Source organism: Stenotrophomonas sp. CFBP 13725 (assembly GCF_014841935.1).
In the GTDB taxonomy this organism is placed as follows: Bacteria; Pseudomonadota; Gammaproteobacteria; order Xanthomonadales; family Xanthomonadaceae; genus Stenotrophomonas.
On sequence record NZ_JACYUV010000005.1, the window covers coordinates 138,839 to 158,094 of the forward strand.

Here is a 19,256-nt window from a genome sequence, read left to right on the forward strand (position 1 = left end):
CAAATACACCTCGCGCTGGGGTCAAGGGCTTGTAGGCCCTGCGCTGAGGATAAAAACAAATAATACTACAATTGAAAAGTTGCACTGCAGCATGGGGCTTCAAGGTGGAGGCTGCAGCCTCGTTCCTCAGCCGTTCTTTGGCGCAGCCGTCGAGCCCCGAACCATCAGACTGAAATCCAGCGTCTGCTGCAGCGGCTCCTCCACCCCATCGATGATGGCGAGCAACAGGCCGACCGCGCGCACACCGATTTCCCGCATGGGTTGCCTGATGGTCGTCAGCGCCGGCGTGAGGTAACGCGACGACGCCAGGTCGTCGAAGCCGACGATGGACACGTCTTCCGGCACACGGATGCCCTTGTCCCGGCAGGCCGCCAGGGCGCCGAGCGCCATCTGGTCGCTGAAGCAGAAGATCGCGGTCGGCACCGAAGCGCGGGCCAACAGCGCCATCGCCGCGGCATGGCCGGACTCCACTGAAAAATCGCCCGGCACCCTGCTCAGGCTGCGCAGGCGTCCGCGTGCCCTGCCGGCCGCCTCCACCCCCTCCAGCCGCTGCCGGTGCAGCGGATTGTCGGGCGGGCCGCCGACCACGGCGATGTGCTCGTGTCCCAGCCCGTACAGGTGTTCCATCACGGCGCGCGCAGCGGCCACGTTGTCGATGTGCACGCTGGGGATGCCCAACGCAGGGTCGAACTCGCATCCATTGACCACCGGCGCGGCGGCGCCCAACTGCTGGACGATCGCCTGCGCTGTCGGCGGAAGGCGATGCCCCAGCACGATCAGCCCGTCAGCCTCGTTGCGCCGGAGCATCTGCGCATAGCGCTCTTCGCGGTCGGGCTGATCCTGGGTATCGCCCAGCAGCACGGCGTAGCCGACGGCCTGCGCCGCGTCCTCCGCACCCTGCAGGATCTGGGCGAAGAACGGATTGGCGATGTCCGGCACGGTGACCAGGATCTTGCCGCTGCGCTGCGTCTTCAGCGTGCGGGCTACTGTGTTGGGGACATAGCCCAGCGCGGCGGCGGCCTGCTCGATGCGGGTACGCGTAGCCGGCAGGACTTTTTCCGGCCGGGAAAGCGCGCGCGACACCGTGCCAGCAGACACACCGACGTGCTTTGCGATGTCGTAGATCGTGGCCATTGCGTCAGTTCATGGTTCTGCTGTGCAGCGCACAACAGCTCTTCGAGGAGGCCCTGCTAGGATAATGCAATCGATTGCATCGAGGGCGAATCCGCTTGAAAACGCTCAAGGGTCCCGCGCTGTTCCTGGCGCAATTCATCGGTGAAACACCTCCCTTTGATCGGCTGGACACGCTGGCCAAGTGGGCCGCAGGCTTGGGCTATTGTGGCCTGCAAGTGCCCACCGGCGATCCGCACCTGTTCGATCTGGCCGAGGCCGCGCGCAGCCAGACGTACTGTGACGACATCGCCGGCACGCTGGCCGCACAGGGCGTGCAGATCACCGAACTGTCCACCCATCTGCAAGGGCAACTGGTCGCCGTCCATCCCGCCTACGACAGCCTGTTCGACGGATTCGCACCGCCCGACAAACGCGGCGATCCCGCCGCCCGCCAGGCCTGGGCAGTCGACCAACTGATGCTGGCCGCCAAGGCCAGCCAGCGGCTGGGTCTGACGGCGCATGCCACGTTCTCTGGCGCACTGGCCTGGCCTTACTTCTATCCGTGGCCGCAGCGTCCGCAAGGGCTGGTGGACGAGGCGTTCGCCGAACTCGGCCGCCGCTGGCGTCCCATCCTGGATACCTTTGATGCCTGCGGCGTGGACCTGTGCTTCGAGATCCATCCGGGCGAGGACCTGCACGATGGCGCCACCTTCGAGCGCTTCCTCGACGTGGTGGACCACCATCCCCGCGCAAAAATCCTGTACGACCCCAGCCACCTGCTGCTGCAGCAGATCGACTACCTCGGCTTCATCGATCGCTATCACGCGCGCATCGGCATCTTCCACGTCAAGGACGCGGAGTTCCGTCCCAGTGCGCGCAGTGGGGTGTATGGCGGATACCAGGACTGGATTGATCGACCCGGACGGTTCCGTTCGCTCGGCGACGGCCAGATCGACTTCAAGGCGATCTTCTCGAAGTTCGCCCAATACGATTTCCCGGGCTGGGCGGTGCTGGAGTGGGAGTGCTGCCTGAAGCACCCGGAAGATGGCGCGCGGGAGGGTGCCGCCTTCATCCGCGACCACATCATCCGCGTAACCGAACGTGCTTTCGATGACTTCGCCGACAGCGGCACAGATACGGAATCACTGCACCGCATGCTGGGGATCTGAACCATTACCGCCCTGGGAGGGGTAGCCATGACGCACACCATGTCGCGCTTGGGCGCGATGATGTTCCTGCAGTTCTTCATCTGGGGCGCATGGTTCGTGACCCTGGGCACGTACATGGTGCAGGGCCCGCTGCAGGCCACTGCAAGCCAGGTGGCGACGGCCTTCCTCAGCCAGTCCATCGGCGCCATCGTGGCCCCCTTCCTGGTCGGCCTGGTCGCCGATCGCTACTTCGCCGCGCAGCGCATCCTCGCGGTGCTCCACCTGGCCGGCGCGGTGCTCATGTGGATGGCATCCACGGCAACGGACTTCGGCACGTTTTCTGCCTGCGTCATGGGCTACATGCTGCTGTTCATGCCCACCTTGGCGCTGGCCAACAGCGTGGCGATGCGGCACATGCAGTCGCCTGAAAAGCAGTTCCCCCTGGTGCGTGTGGCTGGCAGCGTCGGCTGGATCGTAGCGGGCGTGCTGATCGGCTGGCTGGGCTGGGAACAGGCGCATCGGCTTGAGCTGACCTTCCGCATGGCGGCGATGGCCTCGCTGGCGTTGGGGCTGTATGCCTTCACCCTGCCGCACACGCCGCCGCTGGCCCGACAGCGCGACGCCGGGATGGGGCAGATCCTGGGACTGGATTCGCTGCGGCTGCTGAAGTCGCGCTCCTACCTGGTGTTCTTCCTGGCCTCCATCGCCATCTGCATCCCGCTGGCGTTCTACTACAACTTCACCAACCCGTATCTCAACGATCTGGGCGTGCGCGGCGCGGCCGGCCTGCAGTCGCTGGGACAGGTGTCCGAAGTCCTGCTGATGCTGGCGATGCCGTTCCTGTTCGTGCGGCTGGGGGTCAAGACGATGCTGGCCGTGGGCATGGCCGCGTGGGTGCTGCGCTATGTCATGTTCGCCTTCGGCGATGCAGGCGGCGGCTTCAGCCTGCTGGTGATCGGCATCGTTCTGCACGGCATCTGCTACGACTTCTTCTTCGTCACCGGCCAGATCTACACCGATGCCCATGCCGGCCCCGCCGCACGCAGCAGCGCGCAGGGATTCATCACCCTCGCCACCTACGGCGTGGGCATGTTGATCGGCACATTCCTGTCCGGCGCGGTGGTCGAGCACTACACCACGGCAGCCGGCCCGGACTGGCAGAAGATCTGGCTGTTCCCGGCAGGGGTCGCACTGATCGTACTGATCGCCTTCCTGCTGCTGTTCCGCGACCGGCCGGTCGTCGCAGCCACACCTTCCACGCCCTGAGGACCCCAGCCGATGCACGCACTCGGAATCGCCATCGTCGGCACCGGCATGATCGGCGCCGTGCACCGTCGCGCGGCCCTGCTGGCCGGGGCCACGGTCCGCGGTGTCGCCGCCTCTTCCGCGCAGCGCGCGCGTGAGGTGGCGCAGTCGTGGAATGTCCCGCGCGGCTACCGCGGTATCGACGAACTGCTCGCCGATCCGCAGGTGCAGGTCGTGCACATCTGCACACCCAACCACCTGCACCGCGCCATGGCACAGGCGGCACTGGAAGCCGGCAAGCACGTGATCTGTGAGAAACCGCTGGCCACCACGCTGGAAGACGCCCAAGCCCTGGCGGCACTGGCCGCGTCGACCGGGCGGGTCGCCACGGTGCCCTTCGTCTACCGTTATCACCCCGTGGTGCGTGAGGCACGCGAGCGTATCGCGCAGGGCGAACTGGGCCCGCTGCACCTGATCCATGGCAGCTACCTGCAGGACTGGCTGCTGGACCCTGCCAGCAACAACTGGCGCGTGGACCCGGCCCTGGGCGGTGCTTCACGCGTGTTCGCCGACATCGGCTCGCACTGGTGCGACCTGGTGGAATGGGTCGGCGGCGAGCGCTTCGTCGACGTCAGCGCGGCGTTCGCCACCGTGATCGACGAGCGCGGCACGCTCACCGGGCAGAGCTTCAGCACACCGGCCGCGGGCGGCGCGATGCAGGCGGTCGCGAGCGAGGACGTGGCGGCGGCGATGTTCAGAACCAGCACGGGCACGCTCGCCTCGTTGACGGTCAGCCAGGTCTCGGCGGGACGCCACAACCGCCTCTGGTTCGAGATCGATGGCGCCAAGGCGAGCGTCGCGTTCAACCAGGAGGACGCCGAACGGCTGTGGATCGGCCGGCCTGATCAGCGCGAGGAGCGCTTCGTGCGCGGGCCGGGCGCCGGCAGTGCCGAACAGCGCCGCCTGTCGGTGTTGCCGGCCGGGCATGCGCAGGGCTACGCGACCTGTTTCGAGGCGTTCGTCGCCGACACCTATCGCGCTATCCACGGCGAGCAGCCGCAGGGCCTTCCCACCTTCGAAGACGGCGTGCGCTCGGCACGGATCGTAGACCGCGTCATCGCATCGGCCAGGACACGCGCCTGGACCCCCATCGGTTGAATCCCAAGAGGATGTGTTGATGAACATCGCTGCACGCCGGACTGCCACCCTCGCACTGCTGGTGCTCGCTGCCCTGCCCGCCTTCGCACGCGAAGCGACCGCCCCGCAGAAGCCCATTGCCGTGCAGATGTACACGCTGCGCGACGCGGGCACGCTCGACCAACAGTTGAAGATCGTCCACGACGCGGGTGTGGACGCGGTGGAGACGGTCGGCACGCAGAACGTCAGCGCCGTTGAACTCAAGCAACTGCTGGAAAAATACTCGATAAAGGTCATTTCCTCCCACGTACAGCTGGCCGACCTGCGCAAGGATCTGGACGGCGCGGTCGCCTTCAACCGGTCGGTCGGCAATACCACGCTGGTGGTGCCGTATCTGGACGAGAAGGATCGGCCGACCGATGCGGCCGGCTGGACCGCACTGGGCGAGGAACTTGGCCGCATCTCGACGCGGTTGCGGGCCAAGGGCATGCACCTGGCTTACCACAACCACGACTTCGAACTGGTCGACTTCGATGGCCGGACAGGCTTGGAACTGCTGTTCGCAGCGGCCGGCCCCGATCTGCAGACCGAGCTGGACGTGGCTTGGGTCGCGCGTGCCGGCCATGACCCGGCCGTGATGCTGGCAAAGTTCCAAGGCCGCCTGTTCGCGATACACGCCAAGGACAATGCGCCGAAAGGCCGCGCCGCAGACGAAGGTGGCTTCGCGGCCGTGGGCCAGGGCGTGCTGGACTGGCGCGCGATCTTACCTGCTGCAAAAGCGGCCGGCGTGCAGTGGTACATCGTCGAGCACGACCATCCGCGTGATCCGGCCGCGGTCATCCAGACCGGTGCGGACTACCTGCGCAATCACCTGACCGCCACCCTGCCAGCCAGCGCACCGCGCTAGCACGCCAAGGAGCCCTGTTTGAAAAAGATCCTGAAAATCGCCGTGGTGCTATGGGCGTCGACACTTGCCACCGCGGCGTGGTGCAAGGACGACCCTGCCGCCGGCGCGACGCTCTACGCAACCCACTGCACGGCCTGCCACGGCGCTGACCGCGCGGGCATGCCGGGCGCGTTCCCCGCGCTCACCGACGTCGGCAAGCGGCTGCAGCCCGCCGAGATCAAAGAGAAGATCAGCAAAGGCGGCGGCCTGATGCCGCCCTTTTCCCACCTGACACAGCAGGAGATCGACGACATCGCCAGCTATCTGGCGAAGTAGTATCCCGGCGCGGCGCCGCGCTGCGCCGCTACAGTTCGCGCACCCAGATGTTGCGGTAGCTGACCTTGGAATCGTGTTCCTGCAGCGAGATCGGCGCGCAGTCATGCGGCGCGTACGAAGGGGCGCCGATGTATTGGGTCCTGCCCGCCAGCATGGTATCGTCCTGCACCAGCACGCCGTTGTGCAGCACGGTGATGCGCGCAGGTGAGATCAGCCCACCGCCCTGCGAGAAGCGCGGCGCCTTCCAGATGATGTCGTAGGCCTGCCACTCCCCCGGCGCACGCGAGGCGTTCACCAGCGGCATCGCCTGCTTGTAGATCGAGCCGGCCTGGCCGTTGGCATAGGTCGGGTTGTGATGACTGTCGAGCACCTGCAGTTCGTACAGCTCCTGCAGGAAGATGCCGCTGTTGCCGCGGTTCTGGCCGTCAAACCCTGCGGTCGCGCTGGGCGAGCGCCATTCAACGTGCAGCTGGATATCGCAGAACCGCTGCCGGGTGCGGATGCCCTTGCTGCCCGGCACCACGGTCAGCGCACCGTCGTCGACACGCCACGGCACGCGTCCGCCCTGCTCCGACTCCCACGCGGAAAGGTCCTTGCCATCGAACAGCACGATCGCATCGGAAGGCGCCCTTCCCACGGGCGTGGCCACGGTCGCGGGCACCGGCGTCCATACCTCGGTCCTGGTTGGATCGCGCGCGGGCTCGCCGCCGGCCTGCGCGAACGCAGGCGCCGCCGCGAGCAGCCCGGTAGCCATCAGCAAGGGTCTGATCATCGTAGTTCCCGGAAAGAGACGAGTAAGCGCTTCGTGGCGGGCCATCAGCCGGTTGCCCACGCCGGCGTGCCGGGGACATAGGGCACGTCGCCGTCGTAGCGACCCGGCACGGCGACATACTGCAGCACCTCGGTCGCACCGACCTTCGAGGTGAAGAAACCGAAGAGTGTCAATTGCTTGATCATCGTGAAGTAGTGCGGCATTTTTTCGCCCGCTCCGGTCATTCCGGTTTCGTCCACGTCGACAGCGCGTTTCCTGGCCTCCGTATCCAGCGCGCGCAGCAACTCGGTGCGGTCGGGCCCGGTGAGCGCCACGAACTGGCCGCCGGCGCGCTTGTCGATATCGGCCAGGCCGGCGCGGAACGTCGTCTGCTGCGCGGCGGTGTAGCAGTCGGTGACGAATGTCGCCATGAAGGCACCAGCGCCTGCATCCTTCGCCCCCGGTGTGCGGGTGCGCGGCAGGATGGTTTCAGCGATCTCATCCAGCGTGGCCACATCGGCGGCGGAGAAGACGCGCTTCGCTCCGGCGGCAGGCGCCTGCCCATGGACCAGCGCAGGCAGGCCGACCATCGCCGCGCCGGTGGCGGCGACGATCATCTTCAGCAGTTCGCGGCGGTCCATCACAGGTTCCCCGCTTTCAGCTCGCGCACTGCATGGTCAGCTGCCCGTGCGGTCAGCGCCATGTAGGTCAGCGAAGGATTCACGCAGGCACTGGAGGTCATGCAGGCGCCGTCAGTGACATAGACGTTGGGCGCATCCCAGACCTGGTTGTGCTGGTTCAGCACGGAGTTGCTGCGGTCACGGCCCATGCGCGCGGTGCCCATTTCGTGGATGCCCTTGCCCGGCGCGTAGTCGTGGTCGTGCATCTCCACGTCCTTCACGCCGGCGGCCTCCAGCATCTCGGCGGCATCGGCGGCCATGTCCTTGCGCATGGCCGTTTCGTTCGCGCGCATCGACACGTCCATCGCCAACACGGGCAGCCCCCACTTATCTCTCTTGTCACTGTCCAGGCGGATCGTGTTGTCGTGGTGGGGCAGCATTTCGCCGAATCCGGTCATCCCGATGCGCCAGTCGCCCGGCTGGGTCAGCGCATCCTTCAGGTCGGCGCCGATGTTCAGCTCGGCGATCTCACGTGACCAGCCGTTGCGGCTGGCGCCGCCCTGGTAACCGAACCCGCGCAGGTAACCGCGCTTGTCCGTGGCCACGTTGCGGAAGCGTGGAATATAGAAGCCGCAAGGACGACGTCCGAAGTAGTACTTGTCATCGTACCCCTCGACGCGGCCGGAAGCCCCGGCACCGAAATGATGGTCCATCACGTTGTGCCCCAGCTCGCCGGACGAAGAGCCCAGCCCGCCTTCCCAGACATCGGTGGCCGAGTTCATCAGCAGCCAGCTGGAGTTGAACGAGGAAGCGTTGAGGAAGATGACGTTGGCCGTGTACTGATAGGTCTGTCCGTTCTCGGCATCGATGATCTCCACGCCACGCGCCCCCTTGCGATCCTTGTCATACAGCACTTCCTTGACGATGGAGAAGGGCCGCAAGGTCAGGTTGCCGGTCTTCATCGCCGCCGGCAACGTCGCCGACTGGGTCGAAAAATAGGCACCGAAGGGGCAGCCCAGGATGCACTTGTTGCGGTACTGGCAGTTGACCCGGCCCTGCTCCACCTTGGGCTGGGTGATGTTGGCGGTGCGCGAGTGGATCATGTGGCGTGTGCCGCCGAATGCCTTTTTGATCCGCGCGGCCACGTCCTTTTCGACGATGTTCAGTGGAATCGGTGGCAGGAACTCGCCATCCGGCAACACGTCCAGCCCTTCGCGCGTGCCGGCGATGCCGGCGAACTTCTCCACGTGGTCGTACCAGGGCGCGATGTCGGCATAGCGGATCGGCCAGTCGGTGGCGATGCCATCCTTGAGGTTCGCCTCGAAATCCAGATCCGACAGGCGATAACTCTGCCGCCCCCACATCAGCGATCGGCCACCCACGTGATAACCACGGAACCAGTCGAATCGCTTGGTCTCGACGTACGGCGAGTCCTTTTCGTCGGCCCACATGCCCTCAAGATTCTCGGCAAGACCGTAGTCGCGCATCAACACCGGAAAGTCGGCCTTCATCGCCTGGGTCGGCCGGTTGCGGTGCGGGAAATCCCACGCCTCCTTCATCGCGTTGACGTAGCCCTTCACGTGCTCGATGTTGCGTCCGCGTTCGAGCATCAGCACCTTGAGTCCTTTCTCGGTCAGTTCCTTTGCTGCCCAACCGCCACTGATTCCGGAGCCGACGACGATCGCGTCGTAATGATTGTCTGCCATGGGGTCTACTTCACCTTGGTGGATATCGTTTCAGACGTCGCAGAGGCGTATTGCCTCGCGCAGCGAACCGACGGGATCGGGCGCTGCAGGCATGAATTCCTGCGCCAGATATCCATCGAAACCGGTGTCGCGTATCGCGCGACAGATGGCGGGATACTGGAGTTCCTGCTGGTCTCCAATCTCGTGCCGGCCAGGCACGCCCGCGGTGTGGTAATGCTTGAAGTACGCGTGATGCCTGCCGATGGTGGCGATGATGTCGCCCTCCATGATCTGCATGTGGTAGATGTCGTACAGCAGGCCGAAATGCGCCGACCCGATCCGCTGGCACAGTGCCACGCCCCATGCGGAGTGGTCGCACAGATAATCCGGGTGATCGACCTTGGAGTTCAACAACTCCATGACCAGCACGACGCCGCGCTTCTCGGCATGGCCGAGGATGCGTTTGAGTCCGGCCTCGGCATCGGCCATGCCCTGCAGCGGGTCCCTGCCGTTGCGATTGCCGGAAAAACAGATGAGGTTGCGGTAGCCGGCATCGGCGACCAGGTCGATCTGCCGGGTGTAGCGCGCTACAAGTTCATCGTGGAACCGGCGATCTGCGAAGCCTTTTTCCAGGCTGATCTCCGCGCCGTTGCACATCGAGCTGTACACGCCATGGGCCTTCAGCGTGGGCCAGTCCTTCGGGCCGACCAGATCGATGGCGGAAAAACCGAGGTCCTTGACCGTCTGACAGAGTTGCACGACCGACTGCTGCGGGAAAGTCCAGCGGGCGACGGAGTGCTTGAGGTTGCCCTTGAGCGGTGCGGCGGCGGGTGCGGCGCGCGCGGGGAATGCGGCTGCAGCGCTCAGGACCGCGCTACCGGTCAGCGCCATGCGGAGCGCATCCCGTCGCGTGAACCCCGGGGCTTGGGCCGGTCCGTTCGAATGGATGGACATCCACCTGCCGGCCTCCCAACCGGTTTCAAACGCTATCGATTTGCTGCAATGCAATCGATTGCACCATAGAGGAGGTCATCGATTTTTTGCAAGACGCAGTGCACGAAAACGCATGCTGCGGGGCACAAGACGGCGCGCGCGGGGGATCGTTGACCGGTCCGTCGGCCACAAAAAAGCCCCGTCAAAACGGGGCTTTTTGAAACGTTTCGAAAGCTCGCAGCAGACTCTCCGTCAGAACGGAATATCGTCGTCAGCGAAGTCGTCCATCGGCGGCGCCTGCTGCGGCTGCTGCTGCTGGGGACGCTGCTGGCCGTAGCCGCCGCCCTGACCACCCTGGCCGCCCTGACGCTGACCACCGCCACCGCCACCGCCACCACCACCACCACCACCACCGCCGTATTCCTGGCGAGGGGCCTGCTGGCGCTGCGGACGATCGCCGCCGTAGTTGCCACCGGCGCCTGCACCTGCACCGCCGCCACCGCCGCCTTCACCGCGACCGCCGAGCATCTGCATTTCATCGGCAATGATGTCGGTGGAATACTTTTCCACGCCATCCTGACCGGTGTACTTGTCGTAACGCAGGCTGCCTTCGACGTACACCGAGCTGCCCTTGCGCAGGTATTCACCGGCGATTTCGCCGAGCTTGCCGAAGAACACCACGCGGTGCCACTCGGTGCGCTCCTGCTGGTTGCCATCCTTGTCCTTGCGGACGCTGGTGGTGGCCAGGCTGATACGGGTGATGGCCATGCCGCCCTGGGTGTACTTCACGTCCGGGTCGTTGCCGAGGTTGCCGACCAGGATGACTTTATTGATGCCACGCGCCATAGGAGTGTTCTTCCGTTGTCCGGGGACGGTCCGGGCGGGCCTTGGGGGCGCCGGCGCGGGACCACCCCAGTGAATTGGGGGGATTGCAGAACGCCCCATGTTACCACCGGACGGGCGTGGGACTCGGCTGGCGGAAGGGTCCTGAGGGGTCGGAATCTGCTTGTGTACGGCCCCACAGAGCATGGCTCGGCGCCTCGGGGTAGCGGGGCAGCGCTGGTGCTGGCCTGCGTTGGGCCTCCGCCGAGCGTGGCTCGGCGCTACCGGTTTACGGGGTAGTCGAGGGCTGCGGGCGGCCGGGGCTGGGTAGCGCCGAGCCGTGCTCGGCGTCGTGTACCGACAGATTGCAGCTTTGCCCATAGCCGCTCGGGGCGTTCCTGCGCAGGATGACGGGGCTGGTCCATTGGGGCCAGCGGGGATCACAGTCCCCACCTGAGCAGTACCGCCCCGCGCTTTGCCCTTGTTTGCAGTCAGGGCAGAGTATGCATCTCCCGCTGATTTCCATGGCGGGCGGTGCGCGGGGATCTTCGGATCCACCGGGCTATTGGGGGGTTATGCTCAGCCGGTACTGTGACCTCGCACCGTCCGCCACCTTGCGCTCCCGCGCAGGTGGCTACCCGGCGTCGCCCAACACCATCCCGGCACCCGGCCACTCGTATCAGCCCATGGCATCATGACGGCATCATCCCAGTGCCGCATTCATGACCATCAAAGGCAAAGCCACGTCCTTGGACATCGCCCACTTGGCCGGGGTATCCCAGCCCACGGTGTCGCGTGCCCTGCGCGGCAGCCCGATGGTCAATGCCGAAACCCGCGAGCGCATCATCGCCATCGCCCGCGAGCTGAACTACAAGGTGGACAAGAACGCCTCCAGCCTGCGCCTGCGCAATGCCGGCACGCTGGCGCTGCTGTTCTTCGAAGACCCCACCACCGACGATTCGCTGATCAATCCATTCTTCCACGCCATGCTGGGTTCGATCACCCGCGCCTGCGCGCTGCACGGCCGCGACCTGCTGGTGTCGTTCCAGCAGCTGTCCACCGATTGGCATACTGATTACGAAGACAGCAACAAGGCCGACGGCATCATCCTGCTCGGCTACGGCGACTACCACGAGTCCCTGACTCGCCTGCAGCGGCTGGTGGAGCAAGGCACGCATTTCGTGCGCTGGGGCGCCGCCCTGCCCGGCCAGCCCGGCGTGTCGATCGGCAGCGACAACTACCAGGGCGGCTTCGACATCACCGCCCATCTGCTCGACCAGGGCTGCACGCGTATCGCCTTCCTGGGCCACGCGTCCAGCCATTACCCGGAGTTCGAAGAGCGTTATCGCGGGCATGTCGCCGCGCTCGAAGCTCGCGGCCTGCTGGCCGATCCGCAGCTGCAGGTCGATGCGATCACCACTGAAGAGTATGGCCAGACCGCCTGCGAAGTACTGCTGGCGCGTGACGTGCCGTTCGATGCGATCTGCGCGGCCAGTGACCTGATCGCCATCGGCGCACTGCGCGCCCTGCGCGAACACGGCCTGCGCGTGCCGCAGGACGTCATGGTCACCGGCTTCGATGACATCCCGCTGGCCGCTTCCGTATCGCCCCCGCTCACCACCGTAGCGCAGGACACCAAGCAGGCGGGTCAACTGCTGGTGGAAAAACTGTTGGCGCTGGTGGCTGGTGAAACCGCCGAGGGGATGAGCATCCCGGTGAAACTGGTGCTGCGCGAATCATCGCAGCAACGCTGAAAGGACTCGCATGACTGCTGAAGAAACACCGCTGAGGGTGGTGATGATCTACGGGTTCTCCGGCGCGTATTCCGGCACGGCGGAGTTCGATTGGAGAGCGCCGGAAGTCGGCGAACGGCATAACTGCATGCTGTTCCTCAGCCAGCCGCGCGAGGAGGATGCGTTCGACGAGGCACTGGTCGAGTGCGCGCGCTTCGGCATGGGCGATATCCAGGATCTGCGCTGCGGCAGGCTCCGGGTGGAGGTGCTGAACACGGACCTCTACCGCGGCTTTGCCTGCTTCTACGAAGAAGCACTGAATAACGGCAGTTCACTGCTGTGGTACCCGCACAAAAAGCCCGACGCCGGGTAACGCGCGTGGCGCGCGTCAGCGCTGGTCCATCGCGCGCGCCCACGCGGCCGAATACAGGAAGATGCAGACCGCGATCGCGGCAGGGGGCAGACCGGCGGCCAGCGTGTACAGCCAGCGGTTGCGCCCCAGCGCCTGTGCGGCCTTGCCAAGGCGGTAGGCCACGACGAGGTTGCACAGCAACAGCGGCAACAGGGCCAGCTCACTCATGAAGCCGAATGCATCCAGTGCCAACCGAGCACCAGCGCGCCCACGTACTGGTAAAGCAGAAGGGTTCCGCCCGACGAGACGTACTTCATTGCCAGCGCGCCGGATTGTGGGGTGGCTGCCATTACGTGAAATCCTTCAGGATCTCGCCCACGCCCGCCGGCGCAATCTCAAAGCCCAGCGTGGTGCCGGGATTGATCACCACGCCGTAGCCGCCCGGTACGCGGCGCAGCACGTCCAGCATCAGCCAGCGGATCTGGTGCGGGGCCTGTTCGGAATGGAAGCCGACGCGCGCCGCATCGGTGAACACGGCCACGTGCAGCACGCCCTGTTTGTCGAACAGCAGCGGATCGAAACCGCTGCCATCGGGAGTGACCAGGCTGCCGGTAAGCAGCACCACCTCGGAGGCGACGAAGGCCTGCATGAAGGCCTTGATCGGCAGTTGGCCGGCCATGGCGGTCTGCAGCAGGGTTTCAATCGGGGTCTGGGGCGGAAGGTCGGTCATGGGGACGCGGTGTTGGGGGGCGGAGCCATTGTACGTGGCGGTGACGGGGGGCGACGGGGCGGACCACGGCGGGCGACGGGGGGCGACGGTCGGACGACGCGTGGGCGACGGGTAGAGTCGAATTCAGTCGGCTGCGTTGAAGAGCAGCCGACTGAAGTCGGCTCTACCGAGTTCCGTGCCGAGTTCCGTGCCGTGGTCCCGTTACAGGTCTCCCGTTATCGGCCGCCCGTTCCTGACGGCCAGCGGCCGTCACTACTTGGCCAGCTTTCGGCTGCGGGCGTGCTGGTCGGACATGGCGCGGTCGAGCTCGGCGCGCAGGGCGTCCTGCTGCACCGGCGCGTCGAGTACGAACACCTTGATGCCATGCGCGGGGACATCGGCTTGCAGGGTGCCGGAAACTTCCACGCTGCCGCCGTCCAGTGCGTCGCGCCAAGTGCCTGGCTGCACGTAGCGAGTCACCTCCATGCGCGCGTTCGCGTCCCCCTTGTTCAACAGCACAAGGGCCGTCTGCTTGATCCCGTCGTACTGCAGCACGCGGAAGAATACCGCCTCATTGCCCTGCAGGCGTTCGTTGACCTGCAGGCCGCGCTGCAGCGCCGGGGTGGCTTCGCGCAGCTTCGCCACGCGCTGCAGCGGGCCGAAAATCGGACTCTGCGGTGCGGCATCTACGCGCGGCTGGCCGAAGTACGCACGGTTCCCCGCGTGCTCGGCGCGGCCGCGCATGAAGCCGGTTTCCGAACCGTAGTACAGCACCGGAATACCGCGCGCGGTGAACAGCCAGTTGTTCGCATCGATGAAGCCCGCATCGCTGGCATCCAGCCGCGGCATGTCGTGGTTGTCGTAGAAGCTCATCAGCTCGTACGGGTTGGCGTACGGTCCACCCAGCAGGTGCAGCGGCTCGGCCAGCGTTTCGAACCCCTTCTGCTTCAAGCCGAACGTCTCCTCCATCGCCCCGCGCGAGGGGAAATCCAGCACACTGACGTTCGCATTCGCCGGCCACGTGTGCTCGGCGATCTTCGCCGCGTCGTAGTCGAACGCTTCGCCGAACATGAACATGCCCGGGTGCTCGGCGCGCACGCGGCGCACGAACTCGTTCCACCATGGGTGCGGCAGCCAGCCGATGGTATCGATGCGCAGTGCATCCACGCCCTGCGCGGTCCACTGCAGGTACGCGCCGACCAGGTAATCCATCACCGCCGGATTGTGTTCGTTGAAATCGCCGAGCTCGGCCAGGTTGCCGTCGAAGATCGAACCCTTGGACGCATCCACCGGCCCGATGGTGTTATAGAACGCGTGCAGCGGGTTGTGCTCCGGATCCAGCTGCTGCGGTGCCCGGTTTTCGTGGTCGGCGATCAGCGTGCCGTCCTTGTCGAAGATCTGCCCGAACTGGGGCTGGCGCACCGGCATCGTCCAGGACGGCGAGCCGTGGTTGCCGACGATATCCAGCACTACTTTCAACTTGGCCGCGTGCAGGCCCTTGGTGAAGTCGGCGAACTGCAGGCCGGCGCTGGGCAGGTGCTCGTCCACCTTGTAGAAATTGGTGCCCCAATAGCCGTGGTAGCCGGTCTTGCCGCGGTCGGTCAGGGTGCTGGTGCAGCTGATCTCTTTGCTGCCGGTGAAAGCCTGGTCCGGATTGTCGACGATGGGGGTGATCCACACCGCGCCGAAGCCCAGGTTGCGGATGTAATCCGCATTGTCCAGCACGCCCTTGAAGTCACCGCCGAGGTATCCGATGTTGCCATCCACCTTGTCCGGGCACGGCACCGGGATATCAAAGGTCGGATGTTTGCCGCCCTGGTCACGGTGGTCGTTGGACGGGTCGCCGTTGACGAAGCGGTCAGTGACCACGAAGTACACCGCATCACTGGCGAACGGCTCGGTGGTGCCCACGTACTCCGGGCGCGGCGCGGCGAGCGCTTGGCCAGCGACCAGGGCGAAACCTACCGCAACAGACAGACGCACACGCATCACACCACCTCCTGACGGGACGGAACACGCAGCACGCACAGGCCGGCCACGAGCAGGCTGCAGCCGCCCAGCACCAGTACCTGCATCGGTTGGCCACCCAGCCACGCACGCAGGGCAAAGCCGAGCGCGCTGGCGGCCACCAGCTGCGGGATCACGATGAAGAAATTGAAGATACCCATGTACACGCCCATCTTCGCCGCCGGCACACTGTCCGACAGCAGGGCATACGGCAGGGACAGGATGGAGGCCCAGGCAAATCCCACGCCCACCATCGACAACAGCAGCCAGTGCGGATCGTCGATGAACATCATCGACACCAGACCGGCACCGCCCAGCCACAGGTTCACCAGGTGGCTCCAGCGCAGGCCGATGGCACGCACCATCAACGGGATCACCAAGGCAGCCAACGCGGCGAATCCGTTGTAGGCACCAAACAGCACGCCCACCCAGTTCGCGCCTTCGTTGTAGGCGGCCGACTGCGGATCGGTGGAGCCGAAATGGGTGCCGGCCACCGCCGCCGTGGTGTAGATCCACATCGCGAACAGCGCGAACCACGAGAAGAACTGCACCCACGCCAGCCGCCGCATGGTGCCCGGCATGTTGCGCAGGTCGTCGACGATGCTCGCCAGCATGTGCGTGCCGGGAAGCAAGCGGGCAATGCCCAGCAGCACGCCGTAAGCCGCACACAGCCCCGCCAGGACGTACAGCATCTTGTCGCCGCCCTGCCAGGCGATCAGTGCCGCCAGAACGCCCCCCACCAGCAGCCACAGCACGATCTGCGCCCATGGCGGCACACCGCGCGCGGCCACCGCGTGCGCGTGTGGGGGCTCGGCATCGGCAAAGCCGGCCAGCTCGGTCGGGGAATATTCGCGCGTGCTCAGCACTGTCCAGGTGATCGCCGCCAGCAGCACCACCGCACCGAAGTAGAACGCATAGCGCACGGTGTCCGGCACTTCGCCCGGCGCGGCGGTATTGGCCACGCCGAAGTGGGCCAGGATGAAGGGCAGGAAGCTGGCCACGATGGCGCCCACCCCGATGAAGAAGCTCTGCATCGCGAACCCGGTGGGGCGCTGGCGCGGTGCCAGCTGGTCACCGACGAAGGCACGGAACGGCTCCATCGACACATTGATGGATGCATCCAGCACCCACAGCGTACCCGCCGCGATCCACAGCGTCGGCGAGTTGGGCATCACCAGCAGGGCCAGCGTGGTGAGCACCGCGCCGATCATGAAGAAGGGGCGGCGACGTCCCCAGCGCGTCCAGGTGCGGTCGGACAGATAACCGACGATCGGCTGCACCAGCAGACCCGTCAATGGCGCAGCGATCCACAGACCGGGCACGGCCTCCATCGACGCGCCCAAGGTTTCGAAGATGCGGCTGGCGTTGGCGTTCTGCAGCGCGAAGCCGAACTGGATACCGAGGAAACCAAAGCACATGTTCCAGATCTGCCAGAACGACAGCTGGGGTTTGTGAGGACGGGCAACAGCGGGACGGCTCATGGGTTGCCCCCTGCCACGGCGGCGATCGGTGCCAGCAGCAACGCCTTGACCTCCGCGTCGTTGAGCACGCCCGCGCGGCCGCCCTTGCCACCGGTGTAGTGCGCGAAATGCTGCAGCGCGCTCATGTTGAAACCGTTCTGCAGCTGGATCGCGCACGTGCCTGCCGGCAGGTCGAATTCGGCGGCGGTGGATTCCTGCACGGCCACGCTGTGCGGCATCACCACCGTGTGGGACTGCGCAGGCTGGCCGGCGCAGGTGACCGCCAGCTGCTTCACCGCGGCGGTGACACCGGTATTGATCGGGCCGTTTGGGTTGTTGAACTGCAGGCGCGCGCGGACGCGTCCGGCAGCGGGCTGCGTCCATGTCCACGTCTGGGCCCCAGGCAGGCGCTGCTGCGGACCGATGCAGGTGGTCGGGCTGTGCAGCGATTCCAGCGCGTTCTGGCGGTGGGTCAGACTGAGGCAGTGCTGCAGGCCGTCATCGGCTATATGCAGCTCGCCATCCGGTACGGCGACCGCGGCACCATCGCGCCACAGCACGTGCTGGGCCGGGACCGCGATGGTCCAGTCGGCGCCCTTCTTTCGCGCGACAGGTGCCGCCGGTGTTGCCGGTGCGTAGGCGGCAGCGGCTGCTGCTGGGCGGTCGGCGGCGATGCGCTGCGTGGGACCCAGCGCGGGGGCCGGCACCAACTGCACGGTGGTGGTGTCACCGCTGCGCTGCACCTTTCCGGCGATCAAGAGCTCACCCTGCAGCGCTTTCGGCTTCAGCAGCACATAGCGCTTGCCATCCATCTGCAGCGTGATCCGGTCACGTGAACCGAACAGCTCCGGCACCAAGGCCACCGGCAGCTTGGGCTGCACCCGGCCATCAGATTCCACGCCGAACACGCCCTGCAGCACCATATCCAGGTACCCCGCGACCGACCATAGCTGGCGCTCGGAGTTGACCACGGGGCCGCTCAGCGCCCCCTCGTCGACGTGGACCTTCTGCGTCAGCAGTTCGTAGTTTTCCATGTTCGAACCGGCCAACGCGGCACCGCGCATCAGCGATTCGATCTCGCGCTGTATCCTTGGTGCATCGTCCAGCACCCGCGCCGCACGCAACGAATACGCACTGACGAACGGCCAGATCGCGCGGTTGTGATAGACGGGCTGGTTACCTTCCTGCGGCCACACCACCGGGCTCCCCGCCGCACTCGCCGGATACGCCGAAAGTGCGCGGCGCGCGCGTTCGGTTGGCAGCACGCCAGCCAGGACACCCAGCGACGTGGCCAGCAGGTCGTGCTTCGCATAGGGCACCGGATGCGCGGCCTCGCCGATGTAGCTCATGTACTGGCCGGCGTCTTCGCGCCAGAAACGTGCATCGATCTGCGGTGCCAGCGCATCGGCCCAGGCCTTGTACTGCGCCGCGCGGGTGCCATCACCGTGCTGGCCCGCCAGCTGCTCACCCAGCCGCAGGGCCTGGTAATGCAGCACATTGGTGGACAGCGCGAAGGAGTCGCCGATGAAGCGCACATCCTCCCGGGTCCAGTCGGGATAGGTCTGCTCGCGCCAGTCCAGGAATGACGTCTCGCCACGGTACAGGCCGATGCGGGCGTCGAACACCATCGCACGGTCCTGTGCCAGCGTGCCCTGCAGCGCCTGCCAGACCTGTTCGGCAAAGCCTTTGTCATCCAGCAGATGACGTGCGGCCAGGAACCACACCACCCGGTCGCTGCTGATCGGCCAGCTGCCACCGGAGCCGGTGTCCTGCGCTACGAACAGGCCGGCCGTATGGCCATCGCGTGCTTCGGACAATTTGAACTGCAGCGACTGTCGGGTGCGCTGCGGATCCAGCCGCGCCAGCGCCAGGTCGGCGGCGAAGCTGACATCGCGGGTCCATACGTAGGGCCAGTTGGCACCGGTCTTGAAGCAGTCGCACGGCACCGGCCGGCCTTCGTCGAAGGACGGATCGCGGATCGCCTCCACGCGGTCCTGGTCCATGTCCTGCTGCGCAAGCGCGAACAGGGCATCGAATATCGGGCTGGCGGTGTCGCTGCGCATCGGCTGCGCGGCAACGCGCACCTCGCGATCCGGCGTGTGCAGCACGAAGCCGCCACCGGCCACGGATTCGGCATGCGCCTTGCGGCCGTCGAATTCCAGGTCGGCCGCATGCGCGGCCGAACCCAGCGTCGTCGCGATGGCGACGGTCAGGCAGATCATCTTCAGCATCGAAGCGGACGACCGGCTTGCGCCTGTCACCCTCCCTCCCTCTTTGCATGTTGTAGGTCCCTGCCTGCCAAGCGGCCGACGGGGGCGC

The 19,256-nt window shown here is 65.9% G+C and carries 19 protein-coding genes; 7 read left to right on the plus strand and 12 right to left on the minus strand.

Annotated features, from left to right (window positions below; translation table 11 throughout):
• Window positions 1–126 precede the first annotated feature (126 nt).
• Window positions 127–1,134, minus strand: coding sequence for a LacI family DNA-binding transcriptional regulator (locus tag IFT65_RS10840; protein ID WP_192081437.1), 1,008 nt, complete (start codon window positions 1,132–1,134; stop codon window positions 127–129).
• A gap of 95 nt (window positions 1,135–1,229) precedes the next feature.
• Here IFT65_RS10840 and IFT65_RS10845 point away from each other — a divergent pair, with 95 nt between their 5' ends.
• From IFT65_RS10845 to IFT65_RS10865, 5 genes are read left to right on the plus strand one after another with little or no spacing between them, the layout of a single operon-like run.
• On the plus strand, window positions 1,230–2,282 hold the full coding sequence (locus IFT65_RS10845; protein ID WP_192081438.1) for a sugar phosphate isomerase/epimerase family protein: 1,053 nt from the start codon (window positions 1,230–1,232) through the stop codon (window positions 2,280–2,282).
• Between the two features lie 27 nt (window positions 2,283–2,309).
• Window positions 2,310–3,527: a nucleoside permease gene (locus tag IFT65_RS10850; protein WP_192081439.1), complete on the plus strand. Its 1,218-nt coding sequence runs from the start codon at window positions 2,310–2,312 to the stop codon at window positions 3,525–3,527.
• Between the two features lie 12 nt (window positions 3,528–3,539).
• Window positions 3,540–4,664: a Gfo/Idh/MocA family oxidoreductase gene (locus IFT65_RS10855; protein ID WP_192081440.1), complete on the plus strand. Its 1,125-nt coding sequence runs from the start codon at window positions 3,540–3,542 to the stop codon at window positions 4,662–4,664.
• A 19-nt stretch (window positions 4,665–4,683) separates the two neighbouring features.
• Window positions 4,684–5,550, plus strand: a complete 867-nt coding sequence (locus IFT65_RS10860) for a sugar phosphate isomerase/epimerase (RefSeq protein ID WP_192081441.1) — start codon at window positions 4,684–4,686, stop codon at window positions 5,548–5,550.
• Window positions 5,551–5,568: 18 nt separating this feature from the next.
• Complete coding sequence (locus tag IFT65_RS10865) at window positions 5,569–5,865, plus strand: cytochrome c (protein ID WP_192081442.1); 297 nt, start codon at window positions 5,569–5,571, stop codon at window positions 5,863–5,865.
• A 28-nt stretch (window positions 5,866–5,893) separates the two neighbouring features.
• Here IFT65_RS10865 and IFT65_RS10870 read toward each other — a convergent pair whose 3' ends face one another.
• The 5 genes from IFT65_RS10870 to IFT65_RS10890 form a co-directional block, all read right to left on the minus strand.
• Window positions 5,894–6,637 (minus strand): DUF1080 domain-containing protein, encoded by a 744-nt coding sequence (locus tag IFT65_RS10870; protein ID WP_192081443.1) that lies wholly within the window; start codon window positions 6,635–6,637, stop codon window positions 5,894–5,896.
• A gap of 44 nt (window positions 6,638–6,681) precedes the next feature.
• Window positions 6,682–7,257: a gluconate 2-dehydrogenase subunit 3 family protein gene (locus IFT65_RS10875; RefSeq protein ID WP_192081444.1), complete on the minus strand. Its 576-nt coding sequence runs from the start codon at window positions 7,255–7,257 to the stop codon at window positions 6,682–6,684.
• On the minus strand, window positions 7,257–8,942 hold the full coding sequence (locus IFT65_RS10880; RefSeq protein ID WP_192081445.1) for a GMC family oxidoreductase: 1,686 nt from the start codon (window positions 8,940–8,942) through the stop codon (window positions 7,257–7,259). Before IFT65_RS10880 ends, IFT65_RS10875 begins: the two co-directional genes overlap by 1 nt.
• Before the next feature lie 30 nt (window positions 8,943–8,972).
• The gene (locus tag IFT65_RS10885) at window positions 8,973–9,875 is read right to left on the minus strand and encodes a TIM barrel protein (protein WP_192081446.1); all 903 of its coding nucleotides are present in this window, start codon (window positions 9,873–9,875) and stop codon (window positions 8,973–8,975) included.
• Between the two features lie 231 nt (window positions 9,876–10,106).
• Entirely contained in the window at window positions 10,107–10,700 is a 594-nt protein-coding gene (locus IFT65_RS10890) for a single-stranded DNA-binding protein (RefSeq protein ID WP_192081447.1), read from the minus strand.
• A gap of 698 nt (window positions 10,701–11,398) precedes the next feature.
• On the opposite strand from IFT65_RS10890, the gene IFT65_RS10895 reads away from it, so the two are divergent.
• Both IFT65_RS10895 and IFT65_RS10900 read left to right on the plus strand, forming a co-directional pair.
• Window positions 11,399–12,430, plus strand: a complete 1,032-nt coding sequence (locus IFT65_RS10895) for a LacI family DNA-binding transcriptional regulator (RefSeq protein ID WP_192081448.1) — start codon at window positions 11,399–11,401, stop codon at window positions 12,428–12,430.
• A gap of 10 nt (window positions 12,431–12,440) precedes the next feature.
• Complete coding sequence (locus IFT65_RS10900; protein WP_192081449.1) at window positions 12,441–12,782, plus strand: hypothetical protein; 342 nt, start codon at window positions 12,441–12,443, stop codon at window positions 12,780–12,782.
• Between the two features lie 15 nt (window positions 12,783–12,797).
• Here IFT65_RS10900 and IFT65_RS10905 read toward each other — a convergent pair whose 3' ends face one another.
• The 6 genes from IFT65_RS10905 to IFT65_RS10925 form a co-directional block, all read right to left on the minus strand.
• Entirely contained in the window at window positions 12,798–12,989 is a 192-nt protein-coding gene (locus IFT65_RS10905; RefSeq protein WP_192081450.1) for a hypothetical protein, read from the minus strand.
• The gene (locus IFT65_RS18870; RefSeq protein WP_274602805.1) at window positions 12,986–13,111 is read right to left on the minus strand and encodes a hypothetical protein; all 126 of its coding nucleotides are present in this window, start codon (window positions 13,109–13,111) and stop codon (window positions 12,986–12,988) included. Before IFT65_RS18870 ends, IFT65_RS10905 begins: the two co-directional genes overlap by 4 nt.
• Window positions 13,111–13,491, minus strand: a complete 381-nt coding sequence (locus tag IFT65_RS10910; RefSeq protein WP_192081451.1) for an SseB family protein — start codon at window positions 13,489–13,491, stop codon at window positions 13,111–13,113. The genes IFT65_RS18870 and IFT65_RS10910 overlap by 1 nt, the downstream gene beginning before the upstream one ends.
• A gap of 252 nt (window positions 13,492–13,743) precedes the next feature.
• Complete coding sequence (locus IFT65_RS10915) at window positions 13,744–15,459, minus strand: alpha-amylase family glycosyl hydrolase (protein ID WP_192081452.1); 1,716 nt, start codon at window positions 15,457–15,459, stop codon at window positions 13,744–13,746.
• Window positions 15,459–16,958 carry an MFS transporter gene (locus IFT65_RS10920; RefSeq protein WP_192081453.1) on the minus strand — a complete coding sequence of 500 codons (1,500 nt, stop codon included), beginning with the start codon at window positions 16,956–16,958 and terminating at the stop codon, window positions 15,459–15,461. The genes IFT65_RS10915 and IFT65_RS10920 overlap by 1 nt, the downstream gene beginning before the upstream one ends.
• Window positions 16,955–19,168 carry a Six-hairpin glycosidase-like protein gene (locus tag IFT65_RS10925; RefSeq protein WP_192081454.1) on the minus strand — a complete coding sequence of 738 codons (2,214 nt, stop codon included), beginning with the start codon at window positions 19,166–19,168 and terminating at the stop codon, window positions 16,955–16,957. The genes IFT65_RS10920 and IFT65_RS10925 overlap by 4 nt, the downstream gene beginning before the upstream one ends.
• Between the last annotated feature and the right edge of the window lie 88 nt (window positions 19,169–19,256).